The sequence below is a fragment of the Stenotrophobium rhamnosiphilum genome (assembly GCF_003052265.1).
GTDB classification, from domain to species: domain Bacteria; phylum Pseudomonadota; class Gammaproteobacteria; order Nevskiales; family Nevskiaceae; genus Stenotrophobium; species Stenotrophobium rhamnosiphilum.
This window is the reverse complement of sequence record NZ_QANS01000002.1, coordinates 695,884-721,445: the sequence shown is the minus strand read 5'-3', so window position 1 is coordinate 721,445 and position 25,562 is coordinate 695,884. Positions and strand designations below refer to the sequence as shown.

The 25,562-nt window shown below is 55.1% G+C and carries 24 protein-coding genes and 2 tRNA genes; 13 read left to right on the top strand and 13 right to left on the bottom strand.

The window, feature by feature from the left end; genetic code table 11:
* Nucleotides 1–41: 41 nt before the first annotated feature.
* Nucleotides 42–962, bottom strand: coding sequence for a patatin-like phospholipase family protein (locus CJD38_RS07300; RefSeq protein ID WP_107939637.1), 921 nt, complete (start codon nt 960–962; stop codon nt 42–44).
* A gap of 232 nt (nt 963–1,194) precedes the next feature.
* On the bottom strand, nt 1,195–1,809 hold the full coding sequence (locus CJD38_RS07295; protein ID WP_107939636.1) for a TetR/AcrR family transcriptional regulator: 615 nt from the start codon (nt 1,807–1,809) through the stop codon (nt 1,195–1,197).
* A 124-nt stretch (nt 1,810–1,933) separates the two neighbouring features.
* Here CJD38_RS07295 and CJD38_RS07290 point away from each other — a divergent pair, with 124 nt between their 5' ends.
* The 8 genes from CJD38_RS07290 (at nt 1,934) to CJD38_RS18360 (ending at nt 9,833) form a co-directional block, all read left to right on the top strand.
* Nucleotides 1,934–3,193 carry an oxygenase MpaB family protein gene (locus CJD38_RS07290; protein ID WP_107939635.1) on the top strand — a complete coding sequence of 420 codons (1,260 nt, stop codon included), beginning with the start codon at nt 1,934–1,936 and terminating at the stop codon, nt 3,191–3,193.
* 143 nt (nt 3,194–3,336) lie between these two features.
* The gene (locus tag CJD38_RS07285) at nt 3,337–4,374 is read left to right on the top strand and encodes an NADP-dependent oxidoreductase (RefSeq protein ID WP_107939634.1); all 1,038 of its coding nucleotides are present in this window, start codon (nt 3,337–3,339) and stop codon (nt 4,372–4,374) included.
* 159 nt (nt 4,375–4,533) lie between these two features.
* A complete protein-coding gene (alaS, locus tag CJD38_RS07280; protein ID WP_107939633.1) occupies nt 4,534–7,161 on the top strand; it encodes an alanine--tRNA ligase in 2,628 nt (875 codons plus the stop codon).
* Nucleotides 7,162–7,188: 27 nt separating this feature from the next.
* Nucleotides 7,189–8,418, top strand: a complete 1,230-nt coding sequence (locus CJD38_RS07275) for an aspartate kinase (protein WP_107939632.1) — start codon at nt 7,189–7,191, stop codon at nt 8,416–8,418.
* Between the two features lie 94 nt (nt 8,419–8,512).
* Nucleotides 8,513–8,716, top strand: a complete 204-nt coding sequence (gene csrA / locus CJD38_RS07270) for a carbon storage regulator CsrA (protein ID WP_107939631.1) — start codon at nt 8,513–8,515, stop codon at nt 8,714–8,716.
* Nucleotides 8,717–8,887: 171 nt separating this feature from the next.
* Nucleotides 8,888–8,979 (top strand) — tRNA-Ser (locus CJD38_RS07265).
* Between the two features lie 18 nt (nt 8,980–8,997).
* Nucleotides 8,998–9,074, top strand: a tRNA-Arg gene (locus CJD38_RS07260).
* Between the two features lie 510 nt (nt 9,075–9,584).
* A complete protein-coding gene (locus CJD38_RS18360) occupies nt 9,585–9,833 on the top strand; it encodes a hypothetical protein (RefSeq protein WP_146165944.1) in 249 nt (82 codons plus the stop codon).
* Between the two features lie 78 nt (nt 9,834–9,911).
* On the opposite strand, the gene CJD38_RS07250 is transcribed toward CJD38_RS18360, so the two are convergent.
* A complete protein-coding gene (locus CJD38_RS07250) occupies nt 9,912–10,589 on the bottom strand; it encodes a TetR family transcriptional regulator (protein ID WP_107939629.1) in 678 nt (225 codons plus the stop codon).
* Nucleotides 10,590–10,717: 128 nt separating this feature from the next.
* Between CJD38_RS07250 and CJD38_RS07245 the strand changes: the two genes are divergently transcribed.
* From CJD38_RS07245 to CJD38_RS07235, 3 genes are all read left to right on the top strand, one after another.
* On the top strand, nt 10,718–12,202 hold the full coding sequence (locus tag CJD38_RS07245) for a flavin-containing monooxygenase (RefSeq protein WP_107939628.1): 1,485 nt from the start codon (nt 10,718–10,720) through the stop codon (nt 12,200–12,202).
* A 64-nt stretch (nt 12,203–12,266) separates the two neighbouring features.
* Nucleotides 12,267–13,109, top strand: coding sequence for an SDR family NAD(P)-dependent oxidoreductase (locus tag CJD38_RS07240; RefSeq protein WP_107939627.1), 843 nt, complete (start codon nt 12,267–12,269; stop codon nt 13,107–13,109).
* Nucleotides 13,110–13,122: 13 nt separating this feature from the next.
* A complete protein-coding gene (locus CJD38_RS07235; protein WP_107939626.1) occupies nt 13,123–14,376 on the top strand; it encodes an NADH:flavin oxidoreductase/NADH oxidase family protein in 1,254 nt (417 codons plus the stop codon).
* A gap of 59 nt (nt 14,377–14,435) precedes the next feature.
* Here the strand turns inward: CJD38_RS07235 and CJD38_RS07230 are convergent, their stop codons facing one another.
* The 5 genes from CJD38_RS07230 to CJD38_RS07210 all read right to left on the bottom strand — a co-directional run bounded on the left by CJD38_RS07230 (nt 14,436) and on the right by CJD38_RS07210 (nt 18,507).
* Entirely contained in the window at nt 14,436–14,840 is a 405-nt protein-coding gene (locus tag CJD38_RS07230; RefSeq protein WP_146165943.1) for a hypothetical protein, read from the bottom strand.
* Between the two features lie 159 nt (nt 14,841–14,999).
* Nucleotides 15,000–15,776, bottom strand: coding sequence for a ferredoxin--NADP reductase (locus CJD38_RS07225; protein ID WP_107939624.1), 777 nt, complete (start codon nt 15,774–15,776; stop codon nt 15,000–15,002).
* 187 nt (nt 15,777–15,963) lie between these two features.
* Complete coding sequence (locus CJD38_RS07220) at nt 15,964–16,377, bottom strand: LIC_13387 family protein (RefSeq protein WP_107939623.1); 414 nt, start codon at nt 16,375–16,377, stop codon at nt 15,964–15,966.
* 2 nt (nt 16,378–16,379) lie between these two features.
* Nucleotides 16,380–16,868, bottom strand: a complete 489-nt coding sequence (locus tag CJD38_RS07215; RefSeq protein WP_146165942.1) for a DUF2867 domain-containing protein — start codon at nt 16,866–16,868, stop codon at nt 16,380–16,382.
* 10 nt (nt 16,869–16,878) lie between these two features.
* Nucleotides 16,879–18,507 (bottom strand): phytoene desaturase family protein, encoded by a 1,629-nt coding sequence (locus CJD38_RS07210; protein ID WP_107939621.1) that lies wholly within the window; start codon nt 18,505–18,507, stop codon nt 16,879–16,881.
* 98 nt (nt 18,508–18,605) lie between these two features.
* Here CJD38_RS07210 and CJD38_RS07205 point away from each other — a divergent pair, with 98 nt between their 5' ends.
* Nucleotides 18,606–19,199, top strand: coding sequence for a PadR family transcriptional regulator (locus tag CJD38_RS07205; protein ID WP_107939620.1), 594 nt, complete (start codon nt 18,606–18,608; stop codon nt 19,197–19,199).
* Between the two features lie 130 nt (nt 19,200–19,329).
* On the opposite strand, the gene zapE is transcribed toward CJD38_RS07205, so the two are convergent.
* Genes zapE through CJD38_RS07190 form a run of 3 tightly spaced genes read right to left on the bottom strand, consistent with a single transcriptional unit; the run spans nt 19,330 to nt 22,502 of the window.
* Nucleotides 19,330–20,427, bottom strand: a complete 1,098-nt coding sequence (gene zapE, locus CJD38_RS07200) for a cell division protein ZapE (protein ID WP_107939619.1) — start codon at nt 20,425–20,427, stop codon at nt 19,330–19,332.
* A gap of 9 nt (nt 20,428–20,436) precedes the next feature.
* Nucleotides 20,437–21,753, bottom strand: coding sequence for a D-arabinono-1,4-lactone oxidase (locus CJD38_RS07195; protein WP_107939618.1), 1,317 nt, complete (start codon nt 21,751–21,753; stop codon nt 20,437–20,439).
* 2 nt (nt 21,754–21,755) lie between these two features.
* Nucleotides 21,756–22,502 (bottom strand): lysophospholipid acyltransferase family protein, encoded by a 747-nt coding sequence (locus CJD38_RS07190; protein ID WP_107939617.1) that lies wholly within the window; start codon nt 22,500–22,502, stop codon nt 21,756–21,758.
* 223 nt (nt 22,503–22,725) lie between these two features.
* Here CJD38_RS07190 and xerD point away from each other — a divergent pair, with 223 nt between their 5' ends.
* Nucleotides 22,726–23,664 (top strand): site-specific tyrosine recombinase XerD, encoded by a 939-nt coding sequence (xerD, locus tag CJD38_RS07185; protein WP_107939616.1) that lies wholly within the window; start codon nt 22,726–22,728, stop codon nt 23,662–23,664.
* A 288-nt stretch (nt 23,665–23,952) separates the two neighbouring features.
* Here xerD and CJD38_RS07180 read toward each other — a convergent pair whose 3' ends face one another.
* Complete coding sequence (locus CJD38_RS07180) at nt 23,953–24,240, bottom strand: hypothetical protein (protein WP_107939615.1); 288 nt, start codon at nt 24,238–24,240, stop codon at nt 23,953–23,955.
* Nucleotides 24,241–24,674: 434 nt separating this feature from the next.
* Nucleotides 24,675–25,547 carry a thioredoxin fold domain-containing protein gene (locus tag CJD38_RS07175; protein WP_107939614.1) on the bottom strand — a complete coding sequence of 291 codons (873 nt, stop codon included), beginning with the start codon at nt 25,545–25,547 and terminating at the stop codon, nt 24,675–24,677.
* Nucleotides 25,548–25,562: the final 15 nt, after the last annotated feature.

The window sequence follows — 25,562 nt, the reverse complement described above, 5'->3', positions numbered from 1 at the left end:
AAATAAGTGTTAACAGGCCCTGTGTTTTCCGGGTGGTGCCATCAGGGTGCAGCGACGACTGCGCCAATAGGCTGCATGCGCTGTTTAAGTTTTTCACGCAGCAGCGGCAGCGCGGCTTGCATCGATCTTTCGCCTTCGAGAATCGCTTGATGCTTGGCTTCGATATCGGTGGAGCTGACTTTGGTTAAATCAGGACGCACCAAGATATCGGCCATCGGTGATTCCCAAGCGCGAATTGATTTGCCCATGATGTCGAAGGTGCGCATCAGCACATCGACTTTGCCAGTGGTTGGCGCTGCGCTAGGTGGACTCGATACGTCGACGGCGATGATGAAATCTGCGCCCATTTGTTTGGCATAACGAATCGGCACTGGGCTGACGAGGCCGCCATCAACATATTCGACGCCCGCAATCACAACAGGTTGGAACACACCGGGGACAGATGATGATGCGCGCACTGCGGTGCCGACATTGCCGCGTTGAAACAGAACGGCATCACCGGTATCGAGTCGCGTTGCAACACAAGCGAAAGGAATTTTTAAATTCTCGATGCTCTTGTTGCCAACGGCTTTGTTAACGAAGTCTTGCAAGGCTTCGCCTTTGAGCATGCCTTTGCTGAAGATGGACCAATCCATGACGGTCGCTTTGTCGATATCGAATGCGATGGTTTGCATGTCGTAGCCGCTGAGGCCCGCAGCGTAGAGCGCGCCAGCAACGCTGCCTGCGCTGGTGCCAACAACCATGTCTGGCACAATGCCTTCGGCCTGCAACACTTTGATCACGCCGATATGCGAGAAGCCGCGAATGGCGCCGCCGCCCAATACCAAAGCAATTTTTGGTGGCTTGGGTGGAATCGATGTTGGTGGTATCTGCGTCACCGGCACGACAGGTGCAGTGACACATGCAGCCAACAAAAATGTGGCGAGAGTGAGTGAGACGAGAGTGCGGAATTGGCGAGTCATGGCGTGAAGCGTGAGCGCTCTAAGATACAAATGGTCTAAACATAGGTTTGAAGAAGGCTTCCGATTAGAGAGGCATATCGGTAACTTGGTTCCTGTCTGCTGGGGACGGCGGACCTGCACCTTTTCTCCTTAAAGGACGCACTATTATGGCTGAGCAACGCAAGGAGGTACTGGATTTCTTTTGATTGATGCCCCCTGTGTCAACCAAATCCCAGTACTGAGTGGCGTTGTCTCAGCCAATATTTTTTGTGTTTTTGCGAGTGCGCGCCGGCGTTGAAGGCGCTGCGCCGGTTTGCATCAAGTAGCCGGTCACCATATCGGTGAGTCCGTTGATCACATCCTCACGTTTAACATGGCTTTGCGGCTGGCTCATGTAGCGCATGCCGGTGAAGACCGTGCTGTTAAACACGATGAACAACGTCGCGGGCAAATTCTCAAAACGGTATTCCGCGTGATGACGCAGCAAGTAGAGGCGGAAAGCCTCGGTCATGTAACGCTCTAGCGAATCCACCGTGCGCAGGGTTCTGGCGTCGTACCAGTTGCGAGCAAGCTCCAAATACAACCCTTTGTGCATCTCAAAATAGTCGAACACCGCGGTGAGCGCGCCGCGGGTTAGCGTGTGCAAATCGGCGTCTAGCAGGGCGCGGACTTGGGCATCAACCGCCTGCGTCAGCTCTTTGCGCATGCGCTCGGAGAGTGCGTCGACAATCGCATCTTTGGTCGCAAAGTATTGATAAAGAGAGCCAACGCTGACGCCCGCTTTCTTGGCGATGTGATTGGTGGTGGTATTCGCGAGCCCATGTTCGGCGATGGTCAGCGCGGCGGCGTCGACCAAGGTTTCGACCATGATTCTTGAGCGTTCTTGGCGAGGGGCTTTGCGCAAGGGAAATGGACCTATTTCAGAATGCGAATTGAATGCGAGCAAATATTCGCATTAAGGTACGGCCTCACTCGTAATAGAGCAAATCGTGATGAGCGCGACTGCAAGCCAAGCTGTACCCCAATTTTTGAACCAGCCCGCTGGTGCGACGCCAATCCCGACGCGCCATGGCGCTGATTTGGTTGAAGGCCGTCGCATGGCCAAATCTGTGGGGGTGATGATTCGTGGAAATGCTGAGCCGACGCCGGATGAGTGGCAGGCCTTGGGTGAAGCGCTGACTCACGGTGATGAAGTCGCTGATCGCATGGTTGATTGGATGTACACGGCAGGCATGCAGGCAGCGCATCCGATGTTTGAGCGCGCGCTGAATCACGGTGTCGCCAGTGTTCCCGATGCGCCCGCGCCATTGCGTGAATTCTTTGAAATTTGTGAGCGACGCCCTGAATGGGTCGATGACAAATTACTCCGGCAGGGTGCGGAAGTTTTCCAGCAAGCAGGTATGTCGTCGTATTACGTGTTGCGTGATTTAGCCTTGATGGGTGGCTATCAGGCGGCTGGTTTCAACAAAACATTAATCCTCACTGGCGCGCTCAAAGGCCGCGCTTCACGTCGTGTCGCGGAGACAATGAAGTGGAGTAATGACGTCACCGAAGTGGGTGGCATGGAGCGTTTCGCAGACGGATTTAAATCCACCGTTCATGTGCGTTTGGTGCACGCGATGATTCGTCGTCGCGTTCGTGGGATGCCGGAGTGGAACGCCGCAGCGTGGGGCGTGCCGGTGAATCAAGCGGATATGGCGGCAACGTATCTGGGTTTTAGCGTGGTGTTGCTGATTGGTCTGCGCGTGATGGGCATGCCGATCAGCAAAGAAGAAGGCCGCGCAGTGATGCATCTCTGGAGTTACACCTGTTGGTTGATGGGTGTGGATGAGCGCTGGATACGACTTGATGAACAAGGTGGGCGCAAGCTGTTGTTTCAACTTCTGCTCACGCAATTGCCGCCTGATGACAGCAGCAAGCAACTTGGCCATGCATTGATGCAAGAGACTTTGCAGCTGCCGTACAAACATCTACGCAAGCTTCGTGTTCGCTTCGAACGTGCGCGACATATCAGCGTGACGCGTTTGTTTGTCGGTGCACGTGGCATGCAGGCGCTAGGCCTGCCGCGATTTGTTTTTCCTTGGTATCCGCTGATTAGCCTGCCATTCACTTTTGCCTGGCACGGCTTGCACAAACTTCTTCCCGGTGGGCGGGCGCGCATGATTCGGGTGGGGCGTCAGGCGCAGTTGGATATTCTGCAGCTGCACTTCGGCATGCTGACGCCTGAGGTAGTGGCGTTAAATGCTGTTTAAGTGATTTTCTACAGTATTCGGTCTTCATAAGTAGGAAAAAACTACACGGCCTACACCTCTGAGTAGTGTTGCTTGTTCTGGCGTGAGCGTAGTGTCCAAAGGATAGATTCCGCAAAAAAGCAACGGAACCGGAGGAGCTGCACATGAGTAACAAAGCTGTAAATCGCCGCATTATTTTGGCCGAGCGTCCGCGCTACATCATTCCAACGGCAAATGTTTTCCGCATGACGGAAGCCACCATGCCTGAGGCGCGCGACGGGCAGGTTTTGATCCGCACCGTTTGGTTAGGCGTTGATTCGTATCTCTACAGTCGCTTGCAACGTGACTCGCCGTTTGCGGCGCCGGTCAATATCGGTGACGTCATGGTCGGCGCTACGGTTGGTCGCGTCGAAGTCTCCAATCACCCGGACTACAAGGCTGGCGACATCGTTCACGGTTTCTGGGGTTGGCAGGAATACTTTGTGTCTGATGGCAGTGATATCGCCAAGGTAGATCCAGAAATTCCACGCGCCACATACATGCTGGGTGCGCTTGGCATTTCCGGTTTGGCGGCTTACGTGGCCGTCAATGAACTGGTGAAGCTCAAGGCGGGCGAAACCCTCGCCATCGGTTCTGCGTTGGGCGGCGTCGGGCAAATCGCTGGACAGCTCGGCAAAATCAAAGGCGCACGCGTTGTTGCAGGCGCCAGTGGCCCAAAGAAATGTCAGTACGCGATGGAAGAACTGGGTTACGACATTTGCCACGATCGTACCGGCCGAGACTTTATGGCCAAGGCGACGGCAGAATTTGCGAAGGCTGGCATTGATGCTTACATCATGCTTTCCGGCGGCAAAATCTTAGATACAGCGCTGCCTTATTTCCGTCCGAATGCACGCGTTGCGGTCTGCGGCATGATGGCGACTTATGGCCTGACTTCGCTGCCACCTGGCGGAGATCGCACGGTTCTCCTGTTGGCGGAAATCATGCGTCGTCGCTTACAGGTTCGTGGATTAATCACCACCGACTACCTTGGAACGCCCTTGGAAGCGGAATTCCGCAAGGATATGAAGGGTTACATCCTCAGCGGCAAGGTCAAACCCTTGGAACATATCGTCAAAGGCCTCGAAAACGCGCCGAGCTTGATGCAGGGTCTGTTTGAGGGCAAAAACTTCGGCAAAGCGGTGATTCAGGTCGCTGATTAGCCCCTAGTCACGAGGTATCTGGGCCGGACGGATGGCGCAAACGCCATTCTGTCCGGCCTTTGGTCGTTTTGGACGGTCGTTTCAGGCCATTTTTGTGGCGATATTTCATGCGCTTGGCTAACATAGCGCCCCTTTTGTGCCCACTCCACTCGGCCTTCAATGAACAGCAACGAACTTCGCGCTAAGTTCCTGGAATTTTTCCAGAGCAAGGGGCACACAATCGTGTCCTCGTCGCCGCTGGTGCCGGGTAATGACCCGACGCTGCTGTTTACCAATGCGGGCATGGTTCAGTTCAAGGACGTTTTCACCGGCCAAGATAAGCGCCCTTACGTGCGTGCGGCCTCATCGCAGAAATGCGTGCGCGCTGGCGGCAAGCACAACGATCTTGAGAACGTCGGTTACACCGCACGTCACCACACCTTCTTCGAAATGCTGGGCAATTTCAGCTTTGGCGATTACTTCAAGAAGGATGCGATTCACTTCGCTTGGAATTTCATCACCGGCGCGGAATGGCTGGGCATCGACAAGAGCCGCTTGCTAGTCACGGTTTATCACACCGACGACGAGGCGTATGAAATTTGGAACAAGGAAATTGGCCTGCCGGCCGAGCGCATCGTGCGCATCGGCGACAACAAGGGCGCCAAGTACGCGTCTGACAATTTCTGGGCGATGGGTGACACCGGCCCTTGTGGCCCTTGCACCGAAATTTTTTACGACCACGATCCCGACGGCAAGAAGGGCATCTGGGGCGGTCCTCCTGGATCAAAGGAAGAAGATGGCGATCGCTGGATCGAAATCTGGAACGTAGTGTTCATGCAGTTCGAGCGCTACAAGGACGGCACGATGGTTGCGCTGCCCAAGCCCAGCGTCGACACCGGCATGGGCTTGGAGCGCATCAGTGCGCTGATGCAGGGCCAGCATGACAATTATCAGACCGACACTTTCCGTCATCTGATCACTGCTATTGCAAAATTGGCGAACCAGAAGCCTTACGAAAATTCTTCACAGAAAGTTATCGCCGATCACATTCGCGCGACCAGCTTCCTGATCACCGATGGCGTGATGCCGTCGAATGAGGGCCGCGGTTATGTTCTGCGTCGCGTTATGCGCCGTGCGATTCGTCATGGGTACAAGCTCGGCTTGAACGAACCGTTTTTCTACAAGCTTGTTGCACCGCTCGCTGAAATCATGGGCGGCGCGTATCCAGAGCTGAACGAGAAGCGCGCGCTGATCGAGAAGGCAATTCGCTCGGAAGAAGACAGCTTCGCCGTTACGCTCGACAAGGGCATGAAGCTGCTTGAAGAAGCGATCGGCAAATTGCAGGGCGAAGTGATCATTCCGGGCGAAGTGGTGTTCAAGCTGTACGACACTTACGGCTTCCCGCTCGATCTCACCGCCGACATTGCACGCGAGCGCAATCTCAAGATTGATGAAGCCGGTTACGAACGCGAAATGGAAGCGCAGCGCGATCGTGCACGCGCCGCCAGCAAGTTCAGCAGCGCAGGCAATGTTGCGTACGAAGGTGCGGACACCTGCTTCGTAGGTTATGACGGTCTCGTCGCCGATGGCGCAAAAGTGCTGGCGCTGTATCGCGATGGCAAAGCTGTTGATGAATTGAAGTCGGGCGACGACGGCATCGTCGTGCTCGATAACACGCCGTTCTACGCAGAAGGCGGTGGTCAGGTTGGTGATAAAGGTTCTATCGGCAGCTTCGCAGTTGCTGATACGCAGAAAATTAAAGGCAGCGTGTTCGGTCATCACGGCACGTTGAAGAGTGGCTCGCTGAAAGTTGGCGATGTCGTTATTGCGAAGGTCACGGAATCCGTGCGCCGCGCAACGATGCGCAACCACTCGGCGACGCACTTGCTGCATCGCGTGCTGCGCGATGTGCTTGGTGGGCACGTGGCGCAGAAGGGTTCGCTCGTAAACGAACAGCGCACGCGCTTCGACTTCTCGCACACGCAGCCGGTGACGGCTGATGAACTGGCCGAGATCGAAACGCGCGTGAATCGTGCTGTGCTAGCCAACGTTGAAGTCACTGCTAAGTCGATGAGCTACGACGATGCGATCAAGTCTGGCGCGATGGCGCTATTCGGCGAGAAGTACGGCGACGAAGTGCGCGTGCTGGCAATGGGTGATCATAGCGTTGAACTTTGCGGCGGTACGCATGTGAGTCGCACCGGCGATATCGGTCTGTTCAAAATCTTAAGTGAAGGCGGCGTTGCTGCTGGCGTGCGTCGTATTGAAGCGACGACGGGCGAAGGCGCGATGAATTTCGTGCGTGATACCGAAGCCAAGCTCAAAGCTGCAGCCGATCTCGTTCGCTCAGGTCGCGATGATCTCGTCGACAAGATTCAAGGCCAACTTGAGCGCAGCAAGCAGCTCGAAAAAGAACTCGCCGCACTCAAGGGCAAGCTGGCTTCGGCTGCAGGCGGCGATCTCGCTTCGCAGGCGAAAGACATCAAAGGCGTGAAGGTGATTGCTGCAAAACTCGACGGTGTCGAAGGCAATGATCTGCGCACGATGATGGATCAGCTCAAAGACAAACTCGGCTCCGGCATTGTTCTGCTCGGCAGCGCGAATGGTGACAAGGTCAGCCTTATCGCTGGCGTCACCGCGGATCTCACCAGCAAAGTGAAAGCTGGCGAGTTGGTGAATTTTGTCGCCACGCAAGTAGGCGGCAAGGGTGGTGGTCGTCCTGATATGGCACAGGCAGGCGGTACGCAGCCTGCGAATTTGCCAGCAGCAGTCGACAGCGTTCTGGCCTGGGTTGAAGGCAAACTCTAAAAAGCATTATTGAGAAACAAAGAAGTCATGGCACTTATCGTTCAAAAATACGGCGGCACATCGATGGGCTCTTTGGAGCGCATCGAGCATGTGTGCAGAAAAGTTGCGTCCTTTGTTGAGCAGGGACATCAGGTGGTGGTGGTGGTGTCGGCAATGTCCGGCGAAACCGATCGCTTGTTGAAACTGGCCAAAGGTATTAATCCGAAAGGTAGCGAGCGCGAGTATGACCAGATTGCGTCGACTGGCGAACAGGTGACGATTGGTTTGTTGGCGCTGGCGCTGGAGAAGCACGGCGTTAAAGCGCGCTCTTACACCGGCCCGCAGGTCACGATTAAAACCGACAGCTCGTTCATGAAAGCGCGCATTCTGTCGATTGATGCAGACAAGCTACTTGCAGACTGCAAGGCAGGCATCGTCCCTGTTGTTGCTGGCTTCCAAGGCATTGCGCCAGATGGCAGCACGGCAACGCTTGGTCGCGGCGGTTCGGATACCACCGGTGTTGCGATTGCTGCTGCACTGAAAGCTGACGAATGCCAGATCTACACCGACGTCGATGGTGTTTACACCACCGATCCACGCGTTGAGCCTAAAGCTCGCCGTTTGGACAAGATTACTTTCGAAGAAATGTTGGAAATGGCCAGCCTTGGCTCCAAGGTTCTGCAGATTCGTTCGGTCGAATTTGCTGGCAAATACAAGGTTCCGCTGCGCGTGCTCTCCACCTTTGTGGACGGCCCCGGCACATTGATTACGCTTGAGGACAACAAGATGGAAGACGCACTGATTTCTGGTATCGCATTCGCTAAAGACGAAGCGCAGCTCACTGTTGCTGGCGTGCCAGACCGCCCAGGTATCGCAGCTGCGATTCTCGGCCCTATCGGCGACGCCAACATCGAAGTCGACATGATCGTGCAGAACGTGGGAGCCGATGGCACCACCGATTTCACCTTCACCGTGCATCGCAACGATCTGGAAAAAGCGCAGGACATCTCGACCAAGGTTGCCAAGGAACTCGGCGCCAAGGGCGTTCGCGCTGCGAATGACATCGTCAAGGTTTCGCTGGTCGGCGTGGGTATGCGCTCACACGCGGGTATCGCGAGCCAGATGTTCAAAGCATTGGCCGGCGCGAATATCAATATCCGCATGATCTCGACGTCTGAGATCAAGGTGTCGGTCGTGATCGAAGAAATGTATCTGGAACTTGCCGTGCGCACGCTGCACAAAGCCTTTGGTTTGGAAGAAGGCGGCAAAGTCGCTTAAGCACACACATATTCAGCTTCGTATAGTGTGTTTTAGAGGATTTGCACTCAGGCGTTAGCACTGCAAACTTCCAGCGTTGCCAATGGAGTGTGCCATGCTAATTCTGACAAGGCGTGTCGGTGAAACCCTTGTAATTGCCGAAAATATTGAGATCACCGTACTGGGTGTGAAGGGTGGGCAGGTGCGTATCGGTGTGAAAGCACCACGAGACGTTTCTGTTCATCGCGAAGAAATCATTGAGCGCATCAAGCGCGGAGATGAATTTACCCCTGCTGGACCCAACACCACTGCGGTGTGATCAACGAGAAGGCTGCGATGTTTGCAGCCTTCTTTGTTCCGAGATGTTCACGATTAACGCAGAACCCTCGAATAGTTCTTTACCTTCTTCAATCAGGTCGTTAGAATTGCGCCCCTTGCAGCGGTAGCATCGCGGCAGGAGAGAGAGCCGGGTACTCCCGGAGGCAGTCCCGGAGAGATGGCCGAGTGGACGAAGGCGCGCCCCTGCTAAGGGCGTATAGGGTTTATCCCCTATCGAGGGTTCGAATCCCTCTCTCTCCGCCAGTTTTCTTTTTTAAAAGTGCGCTCGTAGCTCAGCTGGATAGAGCACTTGGCTACGAACTAAGGGGTCGGGAGTTCGAATCTCTCCGAGCGCACCATTTATATGGCGGTAGTACACGAGGCCCCTTCATTGGGGCTTTGTTGTTTTTGTGCTTTGGAATCGAGATTCGTCCTCCCTCGGGAGTTGTTCGGCTCATCCTGAGCCTCACCCCCGTCGCTGCGCTCGGGGGACATGCCTTCGGCATGCGCAAAATCGTTCCAGACGATTTTGTCGAATCTCTCCGAGCGCACCATTTATATGGCGGTAGTACACGAGGCCCCTTCATTGGGGCTTTGTTGTTTCTGCGGTTTGGAATTCAGACGCCAACTTCCTTCGGAAGCTGCTGGCGATCGTCCTGTGCCTTTCAGGGCCGGCTAATGGGGCATTTACTCCATTGACCGTAAATATATTCTTACATCTAATGGGCGGCATGAAGGGCTCACCGATCGGAAAAGGTGGCTATTCACGCATCAATGGATATTGATGAAGTGTCATATCGATCAAATAAGCTGACGACGAAGTCAGTAGTAAATAAAAGCTTACGAGTAAAATTTAGGGAGTTGCTCAGATGCACCATCAATGCCCAGCTTGCGGTGTGGTTACCGCATTTGAGCGCCGCAGACGCACGTTTGCCGAGCGCGTTAAAACCTTACGGACAACCTATCGCCCTCACCAATGCACTGAATGCGATAAGGAAATCATGATTGATGTGCATTCCCGAGATGCAAAAGACATTTGGCTGGGCACATCGATTGCTATCACTGGGCTGGTGCTGTGCGGCGGCTTGGTAGAAATCTTGGCGAGCGTGATTCGCTAATAAAATTTTGCTTTAACAGATGACAATTATTCAAAAGCCCCGCATGCGGGGCTTTTTTGTTTCTGCGTGAGCAGGAGGCTAATCAGGTTTCTTGAGCTTCTGCGTGGAAACCATCGTTGCCAGCGGCAACCCGGCCTGAATGGCCATCGCGCCTACGAAGAGTGCGTTGATGAACTGGACGACGCGGCGGAGGATTTCGCTGCGCTGGTCCGGATGTTCTAGGTAATCGAGTGTGCTGTGAAAGGTTTGAACCGCCACGACTTCGGCCAGTTCGCGTGCAGTTTTGTCGTCTAGGCCTGGGGTGATTTGCATGACACGCATGTCTTCGGCCAGATCCCCTGCAACTTCACCGATGGTGCGACGAAGCGCTTCGCGCACGCGTGGTGAGGCGCCGTAGAGCTCACGTACGCCAACGATGAACACGTCCGGATGATCCTTGGCAAAGTCGAACACCAGTTCAACCGTTCGCACGGCATTCTCTTCCCGACTAACGATGCTGCGACGCAGGGCTTGTAGAGGTACGCGCAACTCTTTTCCAAGCTGATCAATCAGTGCCATCGACAGATCATCAAGATCAGTGAAATGGCGATAAAACGTATTGGGATTGAGCCCGGCCTCGCGGCCCAATTCACGGACGCCGATGGTGCTTAGGTTGCGTGATTTGGCAGCCAGTTTCAGGGCCGCACTTAGCAATTTTTCTCGGCCTGTCGGCCCAGCGGCCTCGTCTTGCGGGCCAATGTCTTTGTGCTTGCTCATAGCGAGAGTGTACCCGCCCTTGACAGCGATGTATACGAGTGTCTACCATCAAGTAGACAGATGTATACGTGCCAGGGAAGGCCGAACCCAATCAACTTCGGTCAGTAACAGTTTCTCAGGGGTGTTTCATGGTTAAGGGTTCAACGCAGGCAGCGACTCATACGCGCGTCGTCATCGTCGGCACCGGCTTTGCTGGTCTGGGTATGGCGATTCAGCTGAAGAAAGAAGGGAAGACTGATTTCGTCGTGCTGGAAAAAGCGGGCGATGTCGGCGGCACCTGGCGTGACAACAACTATCCGGGCTGCGCATGTGATGTGCAGTCACACCTTTATTCGTTCTCGTTCGAGCCGAATCCGAACTGGACGCGCATGTTCGCGCCGCAGCCAGAAATCTGGAACTACTTGCGCGCAGTGACCGACAAGCATGGCCTGCGTCCATTCATCCGATTCAACAGCGGTCTGCAGAAAGCCGTGTGGGATGAATCCGCGCATCTGTGGCGTATCACTACGAGTGATGGCGCTGAACTCACCGCTAACGTGCTGATCTCCGGCATGGGTGGTTTGAGTCGCGCGGCTTATCCAAAAATCAAAGGCCTTGAGACTTTCAAAGGCAAAAGCTTCCATTCACAAGATTGGGCGCATGACTACGATCTCACCGGCAAGCGAGTTGCGGTGATTGGTACCGGTGCATCAGCGATTCAGTTCGTACCTAAAGTGCAGAAGCAGGCGGGTCGCGTTGATCTTTATCAGCGCACACCACCTTGGATCATGCCGAAGCCTGATCGCGAGATCAGCGACAGCGAACGCAAGATGTTTGCGCGCTTCCCTGCGACGCAACGTGCGTTTCGTTCGGCGATTTACTGGATGCTCGAATCACGCGTTGCAGGCTTCGTCATTAATCCACGTTTGATGAAACTGGTTGAGCGCGAAGCGCGCAGCCATATCCGCAAGCAGATCAAAGATCCTGTGCTGCGTGAAAAAGTTACGCCGGATTACACGATTGGTTGTAAACGCGTGCTGATCTCGGATGACTACTATCCTGCGCTGGCGCAGCAAAATGTCGACGTCATCACCACCGGCATTCAGGAAGTGAAAGCGCATAGCGTTGTCACCACTGACGGTGTTGAGCGCGAAGTCGACGCGATCATTTTTGGCACCGGCTTCATCACCGCTGATCCATTGCCGCAGGGCATGATCTACGGCCTGAACGGTCTGGACATCATGGACGCGTGGAAGAATGGTGCAGAAGCTTACAAAGGCACTACCGTGAGTGGCTTCCCCAATATGTTCATGATTGTTGGTCCGAACGTCGGCCTCGGCCACAGCTCGATGGTCTACATGATCGAATCGCAGATCGCTTATGTGTCTGATGCACTCAACACGATGCAGCAGAACAAACTCAAGAGCGTTGATGTGAAGCCACAGCCGCAGGCGGCATACAACCTCGCGTTGCAAAAACAACTCAGCACCGCGATCTGGGGTGTTGGTGGTTGCAACAGTTGGTATCTCGATTCCAAGAGCGGCAAGAACGTTGCGCTGTGGCCGGGTTTTACCTGGGCCTTCCGTCGCAAGCTCAAGAAGTTTGATGCAGACGCTTACGTGCGTCGCGCTTAATTTTATAAATTCACTTTAACGATAACGAGCGAGATGAAATTCTCGCGAATTCACAAGGAGCGTTATGAAATCTTTTAACAATAAAGTTGCAGCGATCACCGGCGCAGGTTCAGGCATTGGCCGCGCACTGGCTTTGGAACTGGCTGCACAGAATTGCGCGCTGTCGCTCAGCGACGTCAACGAAACTGGTTTAGCTGAAACCGCCAAGCTGCTCGCCGATAGCGGCGTGAAGGTAACCACCAGCAAAGTGGATGTCTCCAAGCTCGAGCAGGTGCAGGCCTGGGCCAAGAAAACCGTCAAGGATCATGGCAAGGTCAACCTCATTTTCAACAACGCCGGCGTCGCAGTGGCGGGTACGGTTGAAGGTCTGAGCTACGAAGAATATGAGTGGATCACCAACATCAATTTCTGGGGCGTTGTGTACGGCACCAAGGAATTCTTGCCTCACTTGAAGGCCAGCGGCGAAGGTCACGTTATCAACGTATCCAGCGTGTTTGGCCTGTTTGCGCAGCCTTCGCAGAGCGCCTACAACGCAACCAAGTTCGCGGTGCGTGGCTTCACCGAATCGCTGCGTCAGGAATTGGACATGACCGGTACCAACGTCAGCGCGACCTGCGTGCATCCGGGCGGCATCAAAACCAATATTGCTCGTTCTGCTCGCACCAATGACAGCCTGCGTGAAATTACTGGCGTCGATCCTTCAAAGGCGACGGCAGACTTTGAAAAAATGTTCACCACCACGGCGAAGAAAGCAGCAGAAGTGATCTTGGCTGGTGTTAAGCGCGATGCGCGCCGTGTGTTGATTGGTAATGACGCTCGTGCGTTCGACGTCATGCAGCGTTTGTTGCCAACGGCTTATCAGGCGCTCGTAACGCGCGCGATGAAAGCGCAATCCAAGCGTAAATAAGAAGGTGCAAGACATGGGCGCTCGTCAAAAATCTCCGGCACAGAAACTCGCTGAATCATTCCGCTTGCCGAACGGCGTGCGGATTCCGAATCGCCTTGCGAAGTCGGCAATGAGTGAAGCACTGGGCACGATGGACAATCGCCCAACTGAGCGGTTAGTGCAGCTCTATGGTCGTTGGGCCGACGGTGGTATTGGCTTGAGCATCACCGGCAACGTGATGATCGACCGTCGCGCCATCGGCGAGCCCGGCAATATCGTGATTGAAGATGAATCCGATTTGCCGACGCTGCGTCGTTGGGCTGCTGCGGGCACACGTCATGGCGGTCAGCTGTGGATGCAGATCAATCACCCGGGCAAGCAGTCGCCTAAGGGCTTGAACAAAGAGACGGTATCGCCGTCAGCGATTCCATTCGGTCGTGATCTCACCGCGTTCTTCTCAACGCCACGTGAGTTGACTCAAACGGAAATCGAAGATCTGATTCGTCGTTACGGCAACACTGCGCGTATCGCGAAGAAAGCTGGATTCACCGGCGTGCAGATTCACGGTGCGCACGGTTATCTGGTGAGTCAGTTTTTATCGCCGCGTCATAACCAGCGTCAGGATCAGTGGGGCGGTACGCCAGAGAATCGTCGTCGCTTTGTGCTCGCGGTTCTTGCGGAAATGCGTAAGCAGGTTGGTGCCAAGTTTCCAATCGGCATCAAGTTGAACTCCGCAGATTTCCAACGCGGCGGTTTCACCGAAGAAGAATCACTGGCGGCGATTGAAGCCTTGGCCGAAGCAGGCATTGATATGGTCGAGATTTCCGGCGGCACGTACGAAGCGCCTGCAATGACCGGCATCGAAGCCAAAGCCAGCACGCGTGCGCGTGAGGCTTACTTTATGGAGTTTGCCGAGAAGGTACGCGAGGCGGTGAAGGTTCCATTGATGCTCACCGGTGGCTTCCGTAGCGTTGGCGGCATGGTGGGCGCACTGGATAGTGGTGCGATTGATTTCATCGGCTTGGGTCGTCTGCTGGCCGTAGAGCCGGATGCGCCATCTCGATTCTTGCGTGGCGAAGAATCGCTGCATCAGATTCGTCCGATCAGCACCGGCATCGGCATGGTCGATCGCATGGCGCTGATGGAAGTCGCTTGGTACACGCGTCAGTTGCGTCGTATCAGCGAAGGCCGCAAGCCCAAGCCTAACGAGTCTGGTTTGCAGGCTTTTGCGCTGGGCATGTTGTCGAATGGTTGGAATACTTTCAGAACACGACGTTTGCGCGCTTAGTTTTTCGCTACGCAAAAGCCCGCCATTCGGCGGGCTTTTTTGTGGCGATCAAACAGCAATCAACGCTTGTCGAAATAATGAGGTTTCATGCGTGAGCTGCCGTGTATTTCAAGCACACGTAATTCTGTTTCCATTTCCATGCGTTTGGCGCGTGTGTAAATTTTGATGGCTTGCACCAAGGACAAGATGGCGAGTGCCATGAGTGTGTTGGCGATCAACGGTGAAAGCACCGAGCCATTCTGGATAGGGATGCCCGCAGCAGAAGCGGCATTCAGAACATAAGGATTCATGCTGATGGCCTCAACATGGCCGTTCAGAGAATTCCAGGTGGTTTCGCCGGCACTGACTCCGAGCATCGATAGCAACAAGATTTTCTTTGTGGCCATCCATGACGCCCAGAAAAACAGCAGGCCACAGAACAAGGGCTTGAGAGGGCTCAACTGAATTAGCAAATCCGTATGCATGGTGCACATCCATCGGCGAAACCAGAGTCATTGTTGATCCTGTTTGGCCAGAGTTGATGCGCGGTGCGACCGGCGGGACCCCTCTGCGGATAGTCGGCAGAGGACATAGAAAAGGCGTCAGGTAATTCCTTACCTGACGCCTTTTGAGACAACTGCCGCTTATTTTTCTACGAAAGCGCGTTCGATCACGTAGTCGCCAGGGGTGCCCTGATGCGGTGAGATCTTGAAGCCGCGCTTGTCCAGAATCGCGCAGGTGTCGGTCAGCATGCTCGGGCTACCGCAGATCATGGCGCGGTCGACTGAAGGATCAATCGGTGGCAGGCCAATGTCCGAGAACAGCTTGCCGCTTTCCATCAGGTCGGTGAGACGACCGCGGTTGCGGAACGGCTCGCGGGTGACGGTTGGGTAGTAGATCAGCTTGCCGCTGACCAGTTCGCCCATCAGTTCGTCGTTAGGCAGTTCGTTGCTGATGTAGTCGGCGTAAGCCAGCTCGCTGACTTCGCGCACGCCGTGTACGAGCACGACTTTTTCGAAGCGCTCGTAGATCTCTGGATCTTTGATGATGCTCATGAACGGCGCCAGACCGGTGCCGGTGCCGAACAGATACAAATGCTTGCCCGGATTGAGATCTTGCACGATCAGCGTGCCGACTGGCTTGCGGCTGACCAGAATTTCATCGCCGATCTGCAGATGCTGCAGACGCGAAGTCAGCGGGCCGTCTTGGACCTTGATGCTGAGGAATTCGAGATGCTCTTCGTGGTTGGAGCTGGCGATGCTGTACGCACGCATCAGCGGACGGCCTTCAACTTGCAGGCCGATCATCACGAAGTGACCGTTATGGAAACGCAGGGCAGGGTCACGGGTCGTCTTAAAACTGAACAGGGTGCTGTTCCAGTGGTGGACGGAGGTAACGCGCTCAGGGGCAAATGCAGCCATTGATCCAATCTCTCAAGAAGCGAATATGAAAAGCGCGCGTATTGTAAAGAATCAGAAGGCCTTAGCGTTTAATCCATATAGAGCAGAAAAGCGTTAAGCCGTTAAATGGCTTTGACGACAAGTCTTTACGTAGGGCTGGGGCCTTAGAAGTTCTAACTAAATAAGCAAAATCAGCCCCCAATTGGGCTTAGCTCAGGGCAATTCCGAAACCCAGCAGGTACAGGACCAAGGCCAGCGCGATGCCTCTGAGCGGAATTTTGAACCAGTAAGCCTTGGCCGTGACCAGATAGATGGCCAGAGTCAGGCCGCCCAAGACCACCAAAAACGTGGACTGCTTCAGGAACTCGAAGTGGCAGATCGTCAGATAGCCATAGATCAGGCCCAGCAACATCGGCCCCATGCTGTGGCTGACGTGAAAGCCTTGCGCCGCACGCCACATCGTTGTCTGGCGACTGATGATGGGCGAGACAGTGCGCAACTGCTCCGCCAGATTGGCATCGCGCGGCTCAAAGCGACTGCTGAAAAACGTCAGCGCCAGATGCGCTGTGCCCAAACCAAAAACGATGGCGCAGCTCGCAAGAATCAGGATCGAGTCATACATGATCAAACTCCAGACAGTGATGCGCGGGCGAGCATGGTGCGAGCGAGCAAACGGTGAAATGGCAGGATCATCGTCAAGTACACACGACCCAAGCGGTTATGCGTTTTGACTAGCGAGGTCACGGTGATCGTTTGAGTACTCGCTGAGGTGGAGTCCAAAGTCACGATCAATCGAAAATCCAAATGGTGATCATCCATCCCCAGCAGAATTTCCTGCGGTGACTCAAGCACGATTGGAAAAATGCCGACGCGCGAAGGTTCATTCGTTGCTGTTGAGCGCGTGCCTGCCTTGAGTCCAAACCATCCGACGATCCAGTTACGCAAAGCCATCAGTGCATTCACCCAAGCTGGTGGCGAATTGAAAATCGCGCGCGCAGCTTGGCGTGCATTGAGATCCGATCGAGCGCCGACCACGCGATAAGCATCCGAAAATGTAAAACCCGGCAATAGGTTTTCCAGACGTGGATCAACTTTCACGGCGTGGGATTTCATCTGCGTGATTTCAGTGAGCGGCAACTACAGCTGGAGGCTGCCAGGTTTTGAGCAGCTTCTGAAGCTTGTTCGCTTGCAGGCCGAGCATCGCACTGGTGGTGAGCACGCCGCCCATCAAGGCGCCGCCGATGCCGCAAGTGACCACGTCTTGTCCCGTCATGTAGAGACCTTTCACCGGCGTGACCGGATGCAGCCAGTCCTGACGGAAGCGATCCGGATCATGCTCAAGGCCATAGATTTCTCCACGGTCATTGAGCTGGAACCATTCGGTCGACAGCGGTGTTGAAAGCTCAGCGTAATCGACGGTGCCGCGCAGCTGCGGCATCTGCTTGTACAGCGCTTCCAACATTTGCTCGGTGATTTTCTGCTTGTGCTCTTCGTAACCTTCGCCGCGCTGATTCCACGTGGTGCCGCGCCATTTAATGTAGTCCTCGTAGCGGCCCAGCGTCACCACTTCAATCGTGCTCTTGCCGGGATAGTTTTGTTCCCAGGTTGGATCTTTCGCGGAAGGGAAGGAAATGTAGAACAGCGGCGCGCCAGTCTCAGGATTGTCCAGATAGTTCTGAATGTTCTGCTCGTGATGCGGAGACGGATAAACCCACAGATTGGTTTTGGGAATGCCTAGTTCCTTCGCTGTGCCTTTGCAGCCAATGTAGAGGCAAAGGTGTGCGCTGGAAGGTTTTACCGTTGTGAGTTTTTGCTCATAACGATGTTGTGCGCGAACGGCTTCAGGTAGGAGTTTTTCAAAGGTGAGACGTGCGCCGGTATTGCTGACGATGCTGTCGGCCAGCAGACGATCACCGTTCTCCATCAACACGCCGATGGCGCGATTCTTTTCGACAATAATTTCTTCAACGCGAGCGTAGGTGAACACTTCACCGCCACCCGCGCGGATCACCGGCACGATGGTCTCGGCCATTTTCCAAGAGCCGCCAACGGGATAATTGCCGCCAGCAAAATAATGCTTGGCAACCATCGCGTGCATGAAGAACGTCGACTCGCTTGGCACCATGCCGTAGTCGCCCCACTGACCAGTGAGCACGGCAATCAGTTCTTGATTCTGCGTCAGTGCTTCCAGCACTTCGCGTGTGGTCTTGAGGCATTCATTCGGTACCAAGAAGCGGCGCGTTTTGTTGTAAGCCTTTGCGAGCAGAGGCGGCATCGCTTGGCCAGCGAAGAAAGGCGTCGCAGAGCGTGCCACTTTGTAGACCAGATCAACGTACTGGCGAATCGCGGCTTCTTCCTGCGGAAAGTGCGCAATCATGTCGTTGACGAAGTTCTCGCGGCCCGCGCGGAAATCATATTTGCGGTCGCCAATGATGATGCGATCGTAGACCTCATCCATTGGTGCCCATTCAAGCTTGCCGTCGGAGATCACATCAAACACGCGGCGCAGTGGCGAGTGCGGTTTATGTACTTCGCCAATGTAGTGAACGCCGACGTCCCACTCGTAACCTTCGCGCTCATACGAGTGCGTGTAGCCGCCAGCGGTGTAGTGCTGTTCCAGCACGCAGACCTTGCGACCGAGCTTGGTCAGCAGCGCGGCGTTGGTGAGGCCGCCAATGCCGGAGCCGATGACGATTACGTCGTAATGCTGCTCTGCGCGGCCAGTGCGGTAACGGCGTCCAATGCGTTTCATGACGAGACTTCCTATGCAAATGTTTGCATATTAGTAACATTGCCAGAATTCATATGCAAGAGTTTGCATAGCCGGTAGGCAGGGTTTACGCTGTTGGCATGTCACTCAAACACGCCATTCTCGTACTACTGGATAAGAAACCCGGCAGCGGCTACGACCTCGCACAGCGCTTCGGCGGCGGCATCGGCAACTTCTGGAACGCCACACATCAGCAGGTTTATCAAGAGCTTAAGAAGCTCAGCGCTGATAAGTTGGTGGAGTTTGAGGTGCACACGCAGGCCGAGCGGCCGGACAAAAAGGTCTACCAAATCACCTCGGCGGGGCGCACCACGTTAAAGGCTTGGCTCAAGCAGCCGATCAAGCTCGCGCGCATCAACAGCACCCTATTGGTCAAGATTTACGCGGCTCATTTGGCGGATCCTGTCGAGCTCGACAAGGAACTGGCGCAACACATTGCGAACCATGAGCAGAAGTTGCTTGAGTTCGCGGAGATGGAGCGTTTGTATTTCAGCGCCGACGCCGCCACGCGCCGCAAGCAACGCATGCCTTATCTCACGCTGCGTTCAGGCATCCGCTACGAGTGGACTTGGATTGAGTGGATGAAGGAAGTGAAGCAACTGCTGGCGGATGATGCTTTGCCTGAGAAGCCGATGATGGAGTTGTTGGCCGCGGCTGCGAAGATCAAACCGTAGGGTGCGCTGTGCGCACCATTGTCATTGAGAAAATACATGACTACGACAAATTTGTAGGGTGGGTAGAGCGTAGCGAAACCCACCGTTTTTCACGCGCGAACACGGTGGGTTTCGCTGCGCTCTACCCACCCTACGAAAGATGAGGTTTGGCTAAATATTCCTGCGACTGCATTTCCTGCAATCGCGACAAGGTGCGCTGAAATTCAAAGCGCAGTTTTAAACCCGCATAGAGTTTTTCCTGCGGTACATCTGCCGTAATGATCAGCTTCACTCCGCGATCATAAAACTCATCGACCAGATTGATAAAGCGACGCGCCGCATCTTCCGTAAAGACAGTCAGCTGCGGCACATGCGAGAGCAACACCGTGTGATGGGTGCGACCAATCTCGATGTAATCCGCTGCGCTACGCGGACCGTCGCACACCGCCGCAAAATCAAACCATGCCACGCCATCGGCCAGTCGGCGCGCGACGATGATGCGATCGTGGATTGGCATCTCGACATTCTCAACGCCGGTGCAGCCCGCAATCGCGCTGAAGTCGCGCAGCATGTTTTGTTCTGATGTGGCATCGCAGGGTGAGTGATACACCTCAGCACGCGTGAGTGCACGCAGGCGATGATCAATGCCGCCATCCACATTCAGAACCTTGACGCTTTTCTTCAGGCGATCAATCGCCGGCAGAAAGTTCGCACGCTGAAGGCCGTCTTTGTAGAGATTGTCTGGCACAACGTTTGATGTCGCGATCAGCGTCACGCCATTTTCAAACAGCACTTCGGTGAGTCGGCCAAGAATCATCGCATCGGCAATGTCAGAAACATAAAATTCGTCGAAACAAAGCACGCGTATCTTCGCTGCGAATTCCAGTGCAACCTTGCCGATAGGATCAGTTTCGTGAGCGTAATGCTGGCGACGTTGGTGAACCTCCAGCATGAAGCGATGGAAGTGCGTACGCATCTTACGATCGAAGGGCAGCGCGTCGTAAAACGTGTCCATCAAATAGGTTTTACCGCGGCCGACACCGCCCCACATATAAAGCCCGGCAACCGCAGGCCATCTCAATCGGGAACTGCCGAAACGTTTCTTCGGTGGCGCAGCAAGCAAGGCTTCGTAAACACGCTGCAAGGCGTCAACCGCCTGAGCCTGTGATTCGTCGCGCTGAAAATTGTCACCCGCCAAATCGCGTTGATAGCGTTGGATGGGTGAGAGCAATTCTTGCGGCGTAGCCATGTTCTGCGCTTACAGTTGATCTACGCCGAACAGCGCGCAGAGATGAGGATTGAGGAACACGCCGCGTGGGTCCAGCTCTTTGCGCAGCTTCTGAAAATCAGCGAAACGCGGATAAAGCGCAAGCAGATCGTCGGCAGTTTTATCGTGCAACTTGCCCCAGTGTGGGCGACCTTCATAGCGCTCGAAAATTTCCGCCATCGCATTGAAGTAATCCTGATGCGGCACATCAACCGGCGCGCTCACGGAGATGATGGCGCTGTCGCGTTCATAGCAAGGCGACAACCAAATGTCGTCTGCTTTAACAAAGCGAACTTCAACGGGCAGATGCGTTTTGAAACGTAGGGCGCGGATGATGCTTTCCATCCGCTTCAACGCTTCTGGCAGAAATTTGGCGGGGATCGCGTAAGCAGATTCAACAAAACGCACGATGCGCTTGGTGTCATAACGCAGATTGGGCTCGCCGATGACATCGTCATTCGAAGCGGCCCAAGTGGTCATGCGTTGCGCAGCTTCTCGGCTGCCGGGCATGCGACGCGTCAGTGTCGACAGCGCCCACATCGCGCCATTTTCCAACACCAGATTACGCGCCAAGCGTTGAGCATTGAGCGGCGATAGCGGCTCGACCGTAGTGTCCATAAAACGCAGCTGGACGTTGTCGTTATTCGGATACCAGGCAAACTCGAAGTGACGATGCGAACGCTTGAGTTTGTCTAGCTTGCGCAGCGTCGGACCCAGTTGGTCGCGGCTGCTGCGATAGTGCAGGCGATAAGCATCAACGCACTGCAGTTCCACATGCGTGATCACGCCGAGCGCGCCGAGTGAGAGGCGCGCGGCATCAAACAAAGGCTTGTTACTTTCTGCGCTGATCGTTCTGACGGAGCCGTCTGCGCACACCATTCTCAGCGCAGTGACCTGCGTCGACATATTGCCGAAATCCACGCCGCTGCCATGCGTGCCAGTGCTGATCGCGCCCGCCAAAGTCTGCTGGCCACTGGCACCGAGCATGACTTGAGCAAGGCCACGCTCGGAGAGTTGATTCGCCAGATCGACCAAGCGTGTGCCGGAGCGAACCCAGACACGACGATGCTGCATGTCCATCGACTCAATGCCGGTGAAGTAATCCAGCGACATCAGGTTTTCGTCAGTCCAGCACAGCGGTGTGAATGACTGGCCACTGCCACCCACGCGCAGACGCTCGCCATCATCGGCAGCACGCAGCACTTCAGCTTGAATTTCTTCCAACGAAACCGGGTACGAGCGAAAGTTGGGAACGGCTTCAACCAGCCCTGACCAGTTGCGCCAGCGGCGGCGGTATTTGGCGAGCATGGTTATGCGTCCTCGTCGTTAGACGAAGATTGCAGTCGATCGTGTTCGCCGCACATCGCAAGAACTTGTGCGCGCACGGCATTGCTCAGATTGGTTTCAGCAGCTTTGTCCGTGCCAGTCGGCGAAATCGCGGCGCTGGCTTCAACTTCAATATGGCTCCAACGCGGCAATTTATTGCCGGAGCCCCAGAGTCGGCGTGAGCCGCGGATGGCCATCGGCACCACTGGCACGCCAGCGCGCACCGCAATCATGAAGGTACCGTTCTTGAATGCCATCAAGCCGGGTTCTTCCTTGAAGGTGCCTTCGGCGAAAATTGCGAGCGAGTCACCATCCTGCACGCGACGTATCAGAGCACGGGTTTGCAGCGCGCCCTCGCGAGGATTGCTGCGATTCACAAAGGTCACGCCCATGCGGCGCAGCGTCGGCCCCACAACCGGCCAAGAAGCCGCGCCGTCCTGCACCACAAAGGTGAAGCGGGTTGGCAGAGCGGCGGTGAGGATCAGGCCGTCCATATAGCTGGCGTGGTTGGCTACTGCGATGCAGTGACCCGCAGGCAGGTTTTCCATGCCGCGTACGCGCATCGGCACCCCAATGCAGAGCAGGCAAAAACGCACGCAAAAGCGCCCAATAATCCGGCGCAGCGTGAGTGTCGGCGTGATGATGATGATCACGCAGAAAGGCAGCACGACTGCTACGAAGACCAGCGCCGCCAACGGGGCGTAAAAGAAATTGAAGAGACGGGAGAACATTGGCCGTTATTATATTGATTCGGCAAGATGAAGTTTAAGATTGAGGAGCGGTAGGCGGTGATTTTTGGGTCTTTTAGTGGCGTTTCCTTTGAGCGGCTTGCCGAATCAATATCCATGATCACCATTGCTATTGAACCGGCACGAATCGCGCCATGATCCAAAGTACTTTTTCAGGCCGCCCCATGATCCTGTTCCAACCAATTCGTGCCGGTTCAATAGTCTGATGAGCCTTGAGAGCGCCCCAATTTTCGCCGAACGGTTGACTGAGGAAGACGACGCAGCGATTGCACGTTTTCTCGACCGGCTATGGCTAGAGCGTGGCCTATCGGCCAATACCCAGCTTAGTTACCGTTCCGATCTGGCCTTGTTTGCGCGTTGGTTGGCGCTGCAGAGCGTAGAGCTGACCAAGGCAGTCGAAGGCGATATCCAAGGCTATTTCGCCGCACGCAGTCGGGACGCACAGAAATTTACGCCGCGCTCGCAAGCCCGTTTGCTGTCAGCGCTGCGCCAGTTTTATCGTCATCTCGTTATGGATCGGCAGCGCTCAGACGATCCCACCGCGAAATTGGAATCACCCAAGCTGCCACGTCGTTTGCCCAAAACCTTGAGTGAAAGCGAAGTCATCAAAATATTTGATGGCCCGGACGTGAACACCGATCTAGGTCTGCGCGACCGCGCGATGCTGGAGTTGATGTATGCCTCGGGGCTGCGCGTCTCAGAGCTGGTGAAGTTGGAACTGCCTCGCGTGAACATTCAGCACGGCGTGGTGCAAGTCGTCGGTAAAGGCGGACGTGAGCGATTGATCCCGATGGGCGAAGAGGCGATGGAATGGATCAAACGCTATCTCCAAAACGCGCGGCCAACTTTGGCTGATGGTGCTGCATCAGATTGGTTGTTCATCACGGGTCGCGGCGAGCCGATGACGCGGCACAATTTTTGGCATTTGATTAAGCGCCACGCTGCTACCGGCGGTGTGCATATTCCTTTGTCGCCACATACTTTGCGACATGCATTTGCTACGCATTTGCTGGAACACGGCGCGGATTTGCGTGCGGTGCAGTCTTTGCTGGGGCATGCGGATTTGTCGACTACGCAGATTTATACGCATGTGACGCGGCAACGTTTGCGGGATATGCATCAGAAATTTCACCCTCGGGGGTGAGCAGGCTCGCTTCGCGAGCACTGCTCGCGGAGCCTGCGAACGCACGGCCATGGATGGCCGGGCAGGGTTTTCAAATAGAGATGCAGTTACGCCATGGAAGGCGGCGATGAGCTACTAAACAAGTGCTGTCAGGTTTGTCATTCCCGCGTAGGCGGGAATCCAGTTTTGCTTTTGTCTTTTTAGCTGCCGCCTGTTGGTCTTTGCGGTGTCGTCTTTCGCGCTGTAGCGCGAGTTACTTTTCTTTGCTTGTGCAAAGAAAAGCTAACCAAAAGAAAGCACCCCCAGCGTCTACGCCCGCACGATGAAGCTGTGCGGGTTCCCTGCGCTTCTCGTCTTGACCGGGGTGCGTGACAGGCCATCCATGGCCTGGCACGCACGCTCGGCTCCTGCCTCGCCCGCGTCGTTGCGCGGCATTAACCGGGCAAGACGGTGATGCTCGGCGTGGACGAAGGGGCCCGACATCAAAAGCAAAGCGACTCTTGCTGTGAATGAGGAGAGAGTCTCCTCAATGGCGCTTTCTGTTCTTAAGAACAGTAAAAGTGTTGACGGCATTTTTGTCCGCATGAAGAGCTTCATCACGGCTCATTCGCTCGCTAGCTGATGCGATGTACAAGTGGCTTTGCTTTACCGGGTTCCCTTCGACAACGCCGAGCATCACAGCACTGATCGGTTATTGCCGACGCTTTGCGTCGGGCGAGGCAGGAGCCGAGCGTGCATGCCTGGCCATGGATGGCCTGTCATGCACCCCGATCAGTGCGAGAAGCGCAGGGAACCGGAACGTCTTTTGTTCCGGCGTAGTCGCAGGGTGCCCTTTCTTTTGGTTACTTTTCTTTGGGCACGCAAAGAAAAGTCACTCGCGCCACAGCGCGAAATACGACACCGCAAAGAACAACAGGCGGTAGCTAAAAGAAGAAAAGCAAAACTGGATGCCGCGCCTACGCGGGCATGACAGCTAAGCGGAACACAAACAAAAACGGCGCCCGAAGGCGCCGTTTCCATACAGGCAAAACTTAACTCTTTGGTGCAGGAGCAGGCGCAGGCGCCGCATCCGTAGGCCCAGCAACCTTAGCTGCCTTGCCTTCCAAAACCTGCAAAAGCTGATCCGGAGTCTGATAGCCAGGAATCATTTCGCCATCTTCAAGAATCAGTGACGGTGTGCCACGTACGCCAATCGCGCCGCCAGTGGTGTACTGATCCAGAATCGGATTTTTGCACTTGGCGACTTCAGGAATCGTCTCGCCCAGTTTTGATTTGGTCAATGCAGTCTTGCGATCAGCCGAGCACCAAACGTTTTCAGCTTCAAAGAACGCCTTCGTGTTGGGGCCGCTGCGTGGGAAGAATACATAGCGAATCGCGATGCCCTTGGCGTTGTAATCGGCCATCTGGCTGTGAAGCATGCGGCAGTAGCCGCAGTCGATGTCGGTGAAGACGGTGAGGGTGTGTTTAATCTGATCAGCAGGTGGCGCGAAGATGATCATATTCTCGACGCCCAGCTTTTCGACTGCCGCGAGACGCACAACTTTGCGACGTTTTTCGGTGATGTTTTCGCCGACGCTCAGATGCACCATGTCGCCTTCAATCAGGTACTCGCCATCGCCGCTGACATAGCCAAAGCTGAGGCCGGCCTGAATTTCATAGATGCCTGGCATCGGTGAAGGGCGGATCGCCTGAATTGGCACGGCAAGTTTTGCTGCGAGCTTGGTGCGCAGCGCTTCCAGTTCAGGCGTGCTGGCAGGTTCAATGGCGGCTGCAGGTGTTGCAGCCGCGGCTTCAGTCGTCGCGGCGGCTGGCGCGGCGTCGACGGCCGGGTCATATGGCGGCGCGCAGGCGGCAAGCGTTGGCAACAGTAGGGCGGCGACAGACAGAAACTTAAATGAGGACATGGAGTGCACTGTAGT

Coding starts and splice junctions, on each gene's coding strand:
- CJD38_RS07300 (WP_107939637.1), bottom strand. CDS start 962: ATGACTCGCCAATTCCGCACTCTCGTCTCACTCACTCTCGCCACATTT.
- CJD38_RS07295 (WP_107939636.1), bottom strand. CDS start 1,809: ATGGTCGAAACCTTGGTCGACGCCGCCGCGCTGACCATCGCCGAACAT.
- CJD38_RS07290 (WP_107939635.1), top strand. CDS start 1,934: ATGAGCGCGACTGCAAGCCAAGCTGTACCCCAATTTTTGAACCAGCCC.
- CJD38_RS07285 (WP_107939634.1), top strand. CDS start 3,337: ATGAGTAACAAAGCTGTAAATCGCCGCATTATTTTGGCCGAGCGTCCG.
- alaS (WP_107939633.1), top strand. CDS start 4,534: ATGAACAGCAACGAACTTCGCGCTAAGTTCCTGGAATTTTTCCAGAGC.
- CJD38_RS07275 (WP_107939632.1), top strand. CDS start 7,189: ATGGCACTTATCGTTCAAAAATACGGCGGCACATCGATGGGCTCTTTG.
- csrA (WP_107939631.1), top strand. CDS start 8,513: ATGCTAATTCTGACAAGGCGTGTCGGTGAAACCCTTGTAATTGCCGAA.
- CJD38_RS18360 (WP_146165944.1), top strand. CDS start 9,585: ATGCACCATCAATGCCCAGCTTGCGGTGTGGTTACCGCATTTGAGCGC.
- CJD38_RS07250 (WP_107939629.1), bottom strand. CDS start 10,589: ATGAGCAAGCACAAAGACATTGGCCCGCAAGACGAGGCCGCTGGGCCG.
- CJD38_RS07245 (WP_107939628.1), top strand. CDS start 10,718: ATGGTTAAGGGTTCAACGCAGGCAGCGACTCATACGCGCGTCGTCATC.
- CJD38_RS07240 (WP_107939627.1), top strand. CDS start 12,267: ATGAAATCTTTTAACAATAAAGTTGCAGCGATCACCGGCGCAGGTTCA.
- CJD38_RS07235 (WP_107939626.1), top strand. CDS start 13,123: ATGGGCGCTCGTCAAAAATCTCCGGCACAGAAACTCGCTGAATCATTC.
- CJD38_RS07230 (WP_146165943.1), bottom strand. CDS start 14,840: ATGCATACGGATTTGCTAATTCAGTTGAGCCCTCTCAAGCCCTTGTTC.
- CJD38_RS07225 (WP_107939624.1), bottom strand. CDS start 15,776: ATGGCTGCATTTGCCCCTGAGCGCGTTACCTCCGTCCACCACTGGAAC.
- CJD38_RS07220 (WP_107939623.1), bottom strand. CDS start 16,377: ATGTATGACTCGATCCTGATTCTTGCGAGCTGCGCCATCGTTTTTGGT.
- CJD38_RS07215 (WP_146165942.1), bottom strand. CDS start 16,868: ATGAAATCCCACGCCGTGAAAGTTGATCCACGTCTGGAAAACCTATTG.
- CJD38_RS07210 (WP_107939621.1), bottom strand. CDS start 18,507: ATGAAACGCATTGGACGCCGTTACCGCACTGGCCGCGCAGAGCAGCAT.
- CJD38_RS07205 (WP_107939620.1), top strand. CDS start 18,606: ATGTCACTCAAACACGCCATTCTCGTACTACTGGATAAGAAACCCGGC.
- zapE (WP_107939619.1), bottom strand. CDS start 20,427: ATGGCTACGCCGCAAGAATTGCTCTCACCCATCCAACGCTATCAACGC.
- CJD38_RS07195 (WP_107939618.1), bottom strand. CDS start 21,753: ATGCTCGCCAAATACCGCCGCCGCTGGCGCAACTGGTCAGGGCTGGTT.
- CJD38_RS07190 (WP_107939617.1), bottom strand. CDS start 22,502: ATGTTCTCCCGTCTCTTCAATTTCTTTTACGCCCCGTTGGCGGCGCTG.
- xerD (WP_107939616.1), top strand. CDS start 22,726: ATGAGCCTTGAGAGCGCCCCAATTTTCGCCGAACGGTTGACTGAGGAA.
- CJD38_RS07180 (WP_107939615.1), bottom strand. CDS start 24,240: ATGAAGCTCTTCATGCGGACAAAAATGCCGTCAACACTTTTACTGTTC.
- CJD38_RS07175 (WP_107939614.1), bottom strand. CDS start 25,547: ATGTCCTCATTTAAGTTTCTGTCTGTCGCCGCCCTACTGTTGCCAACG.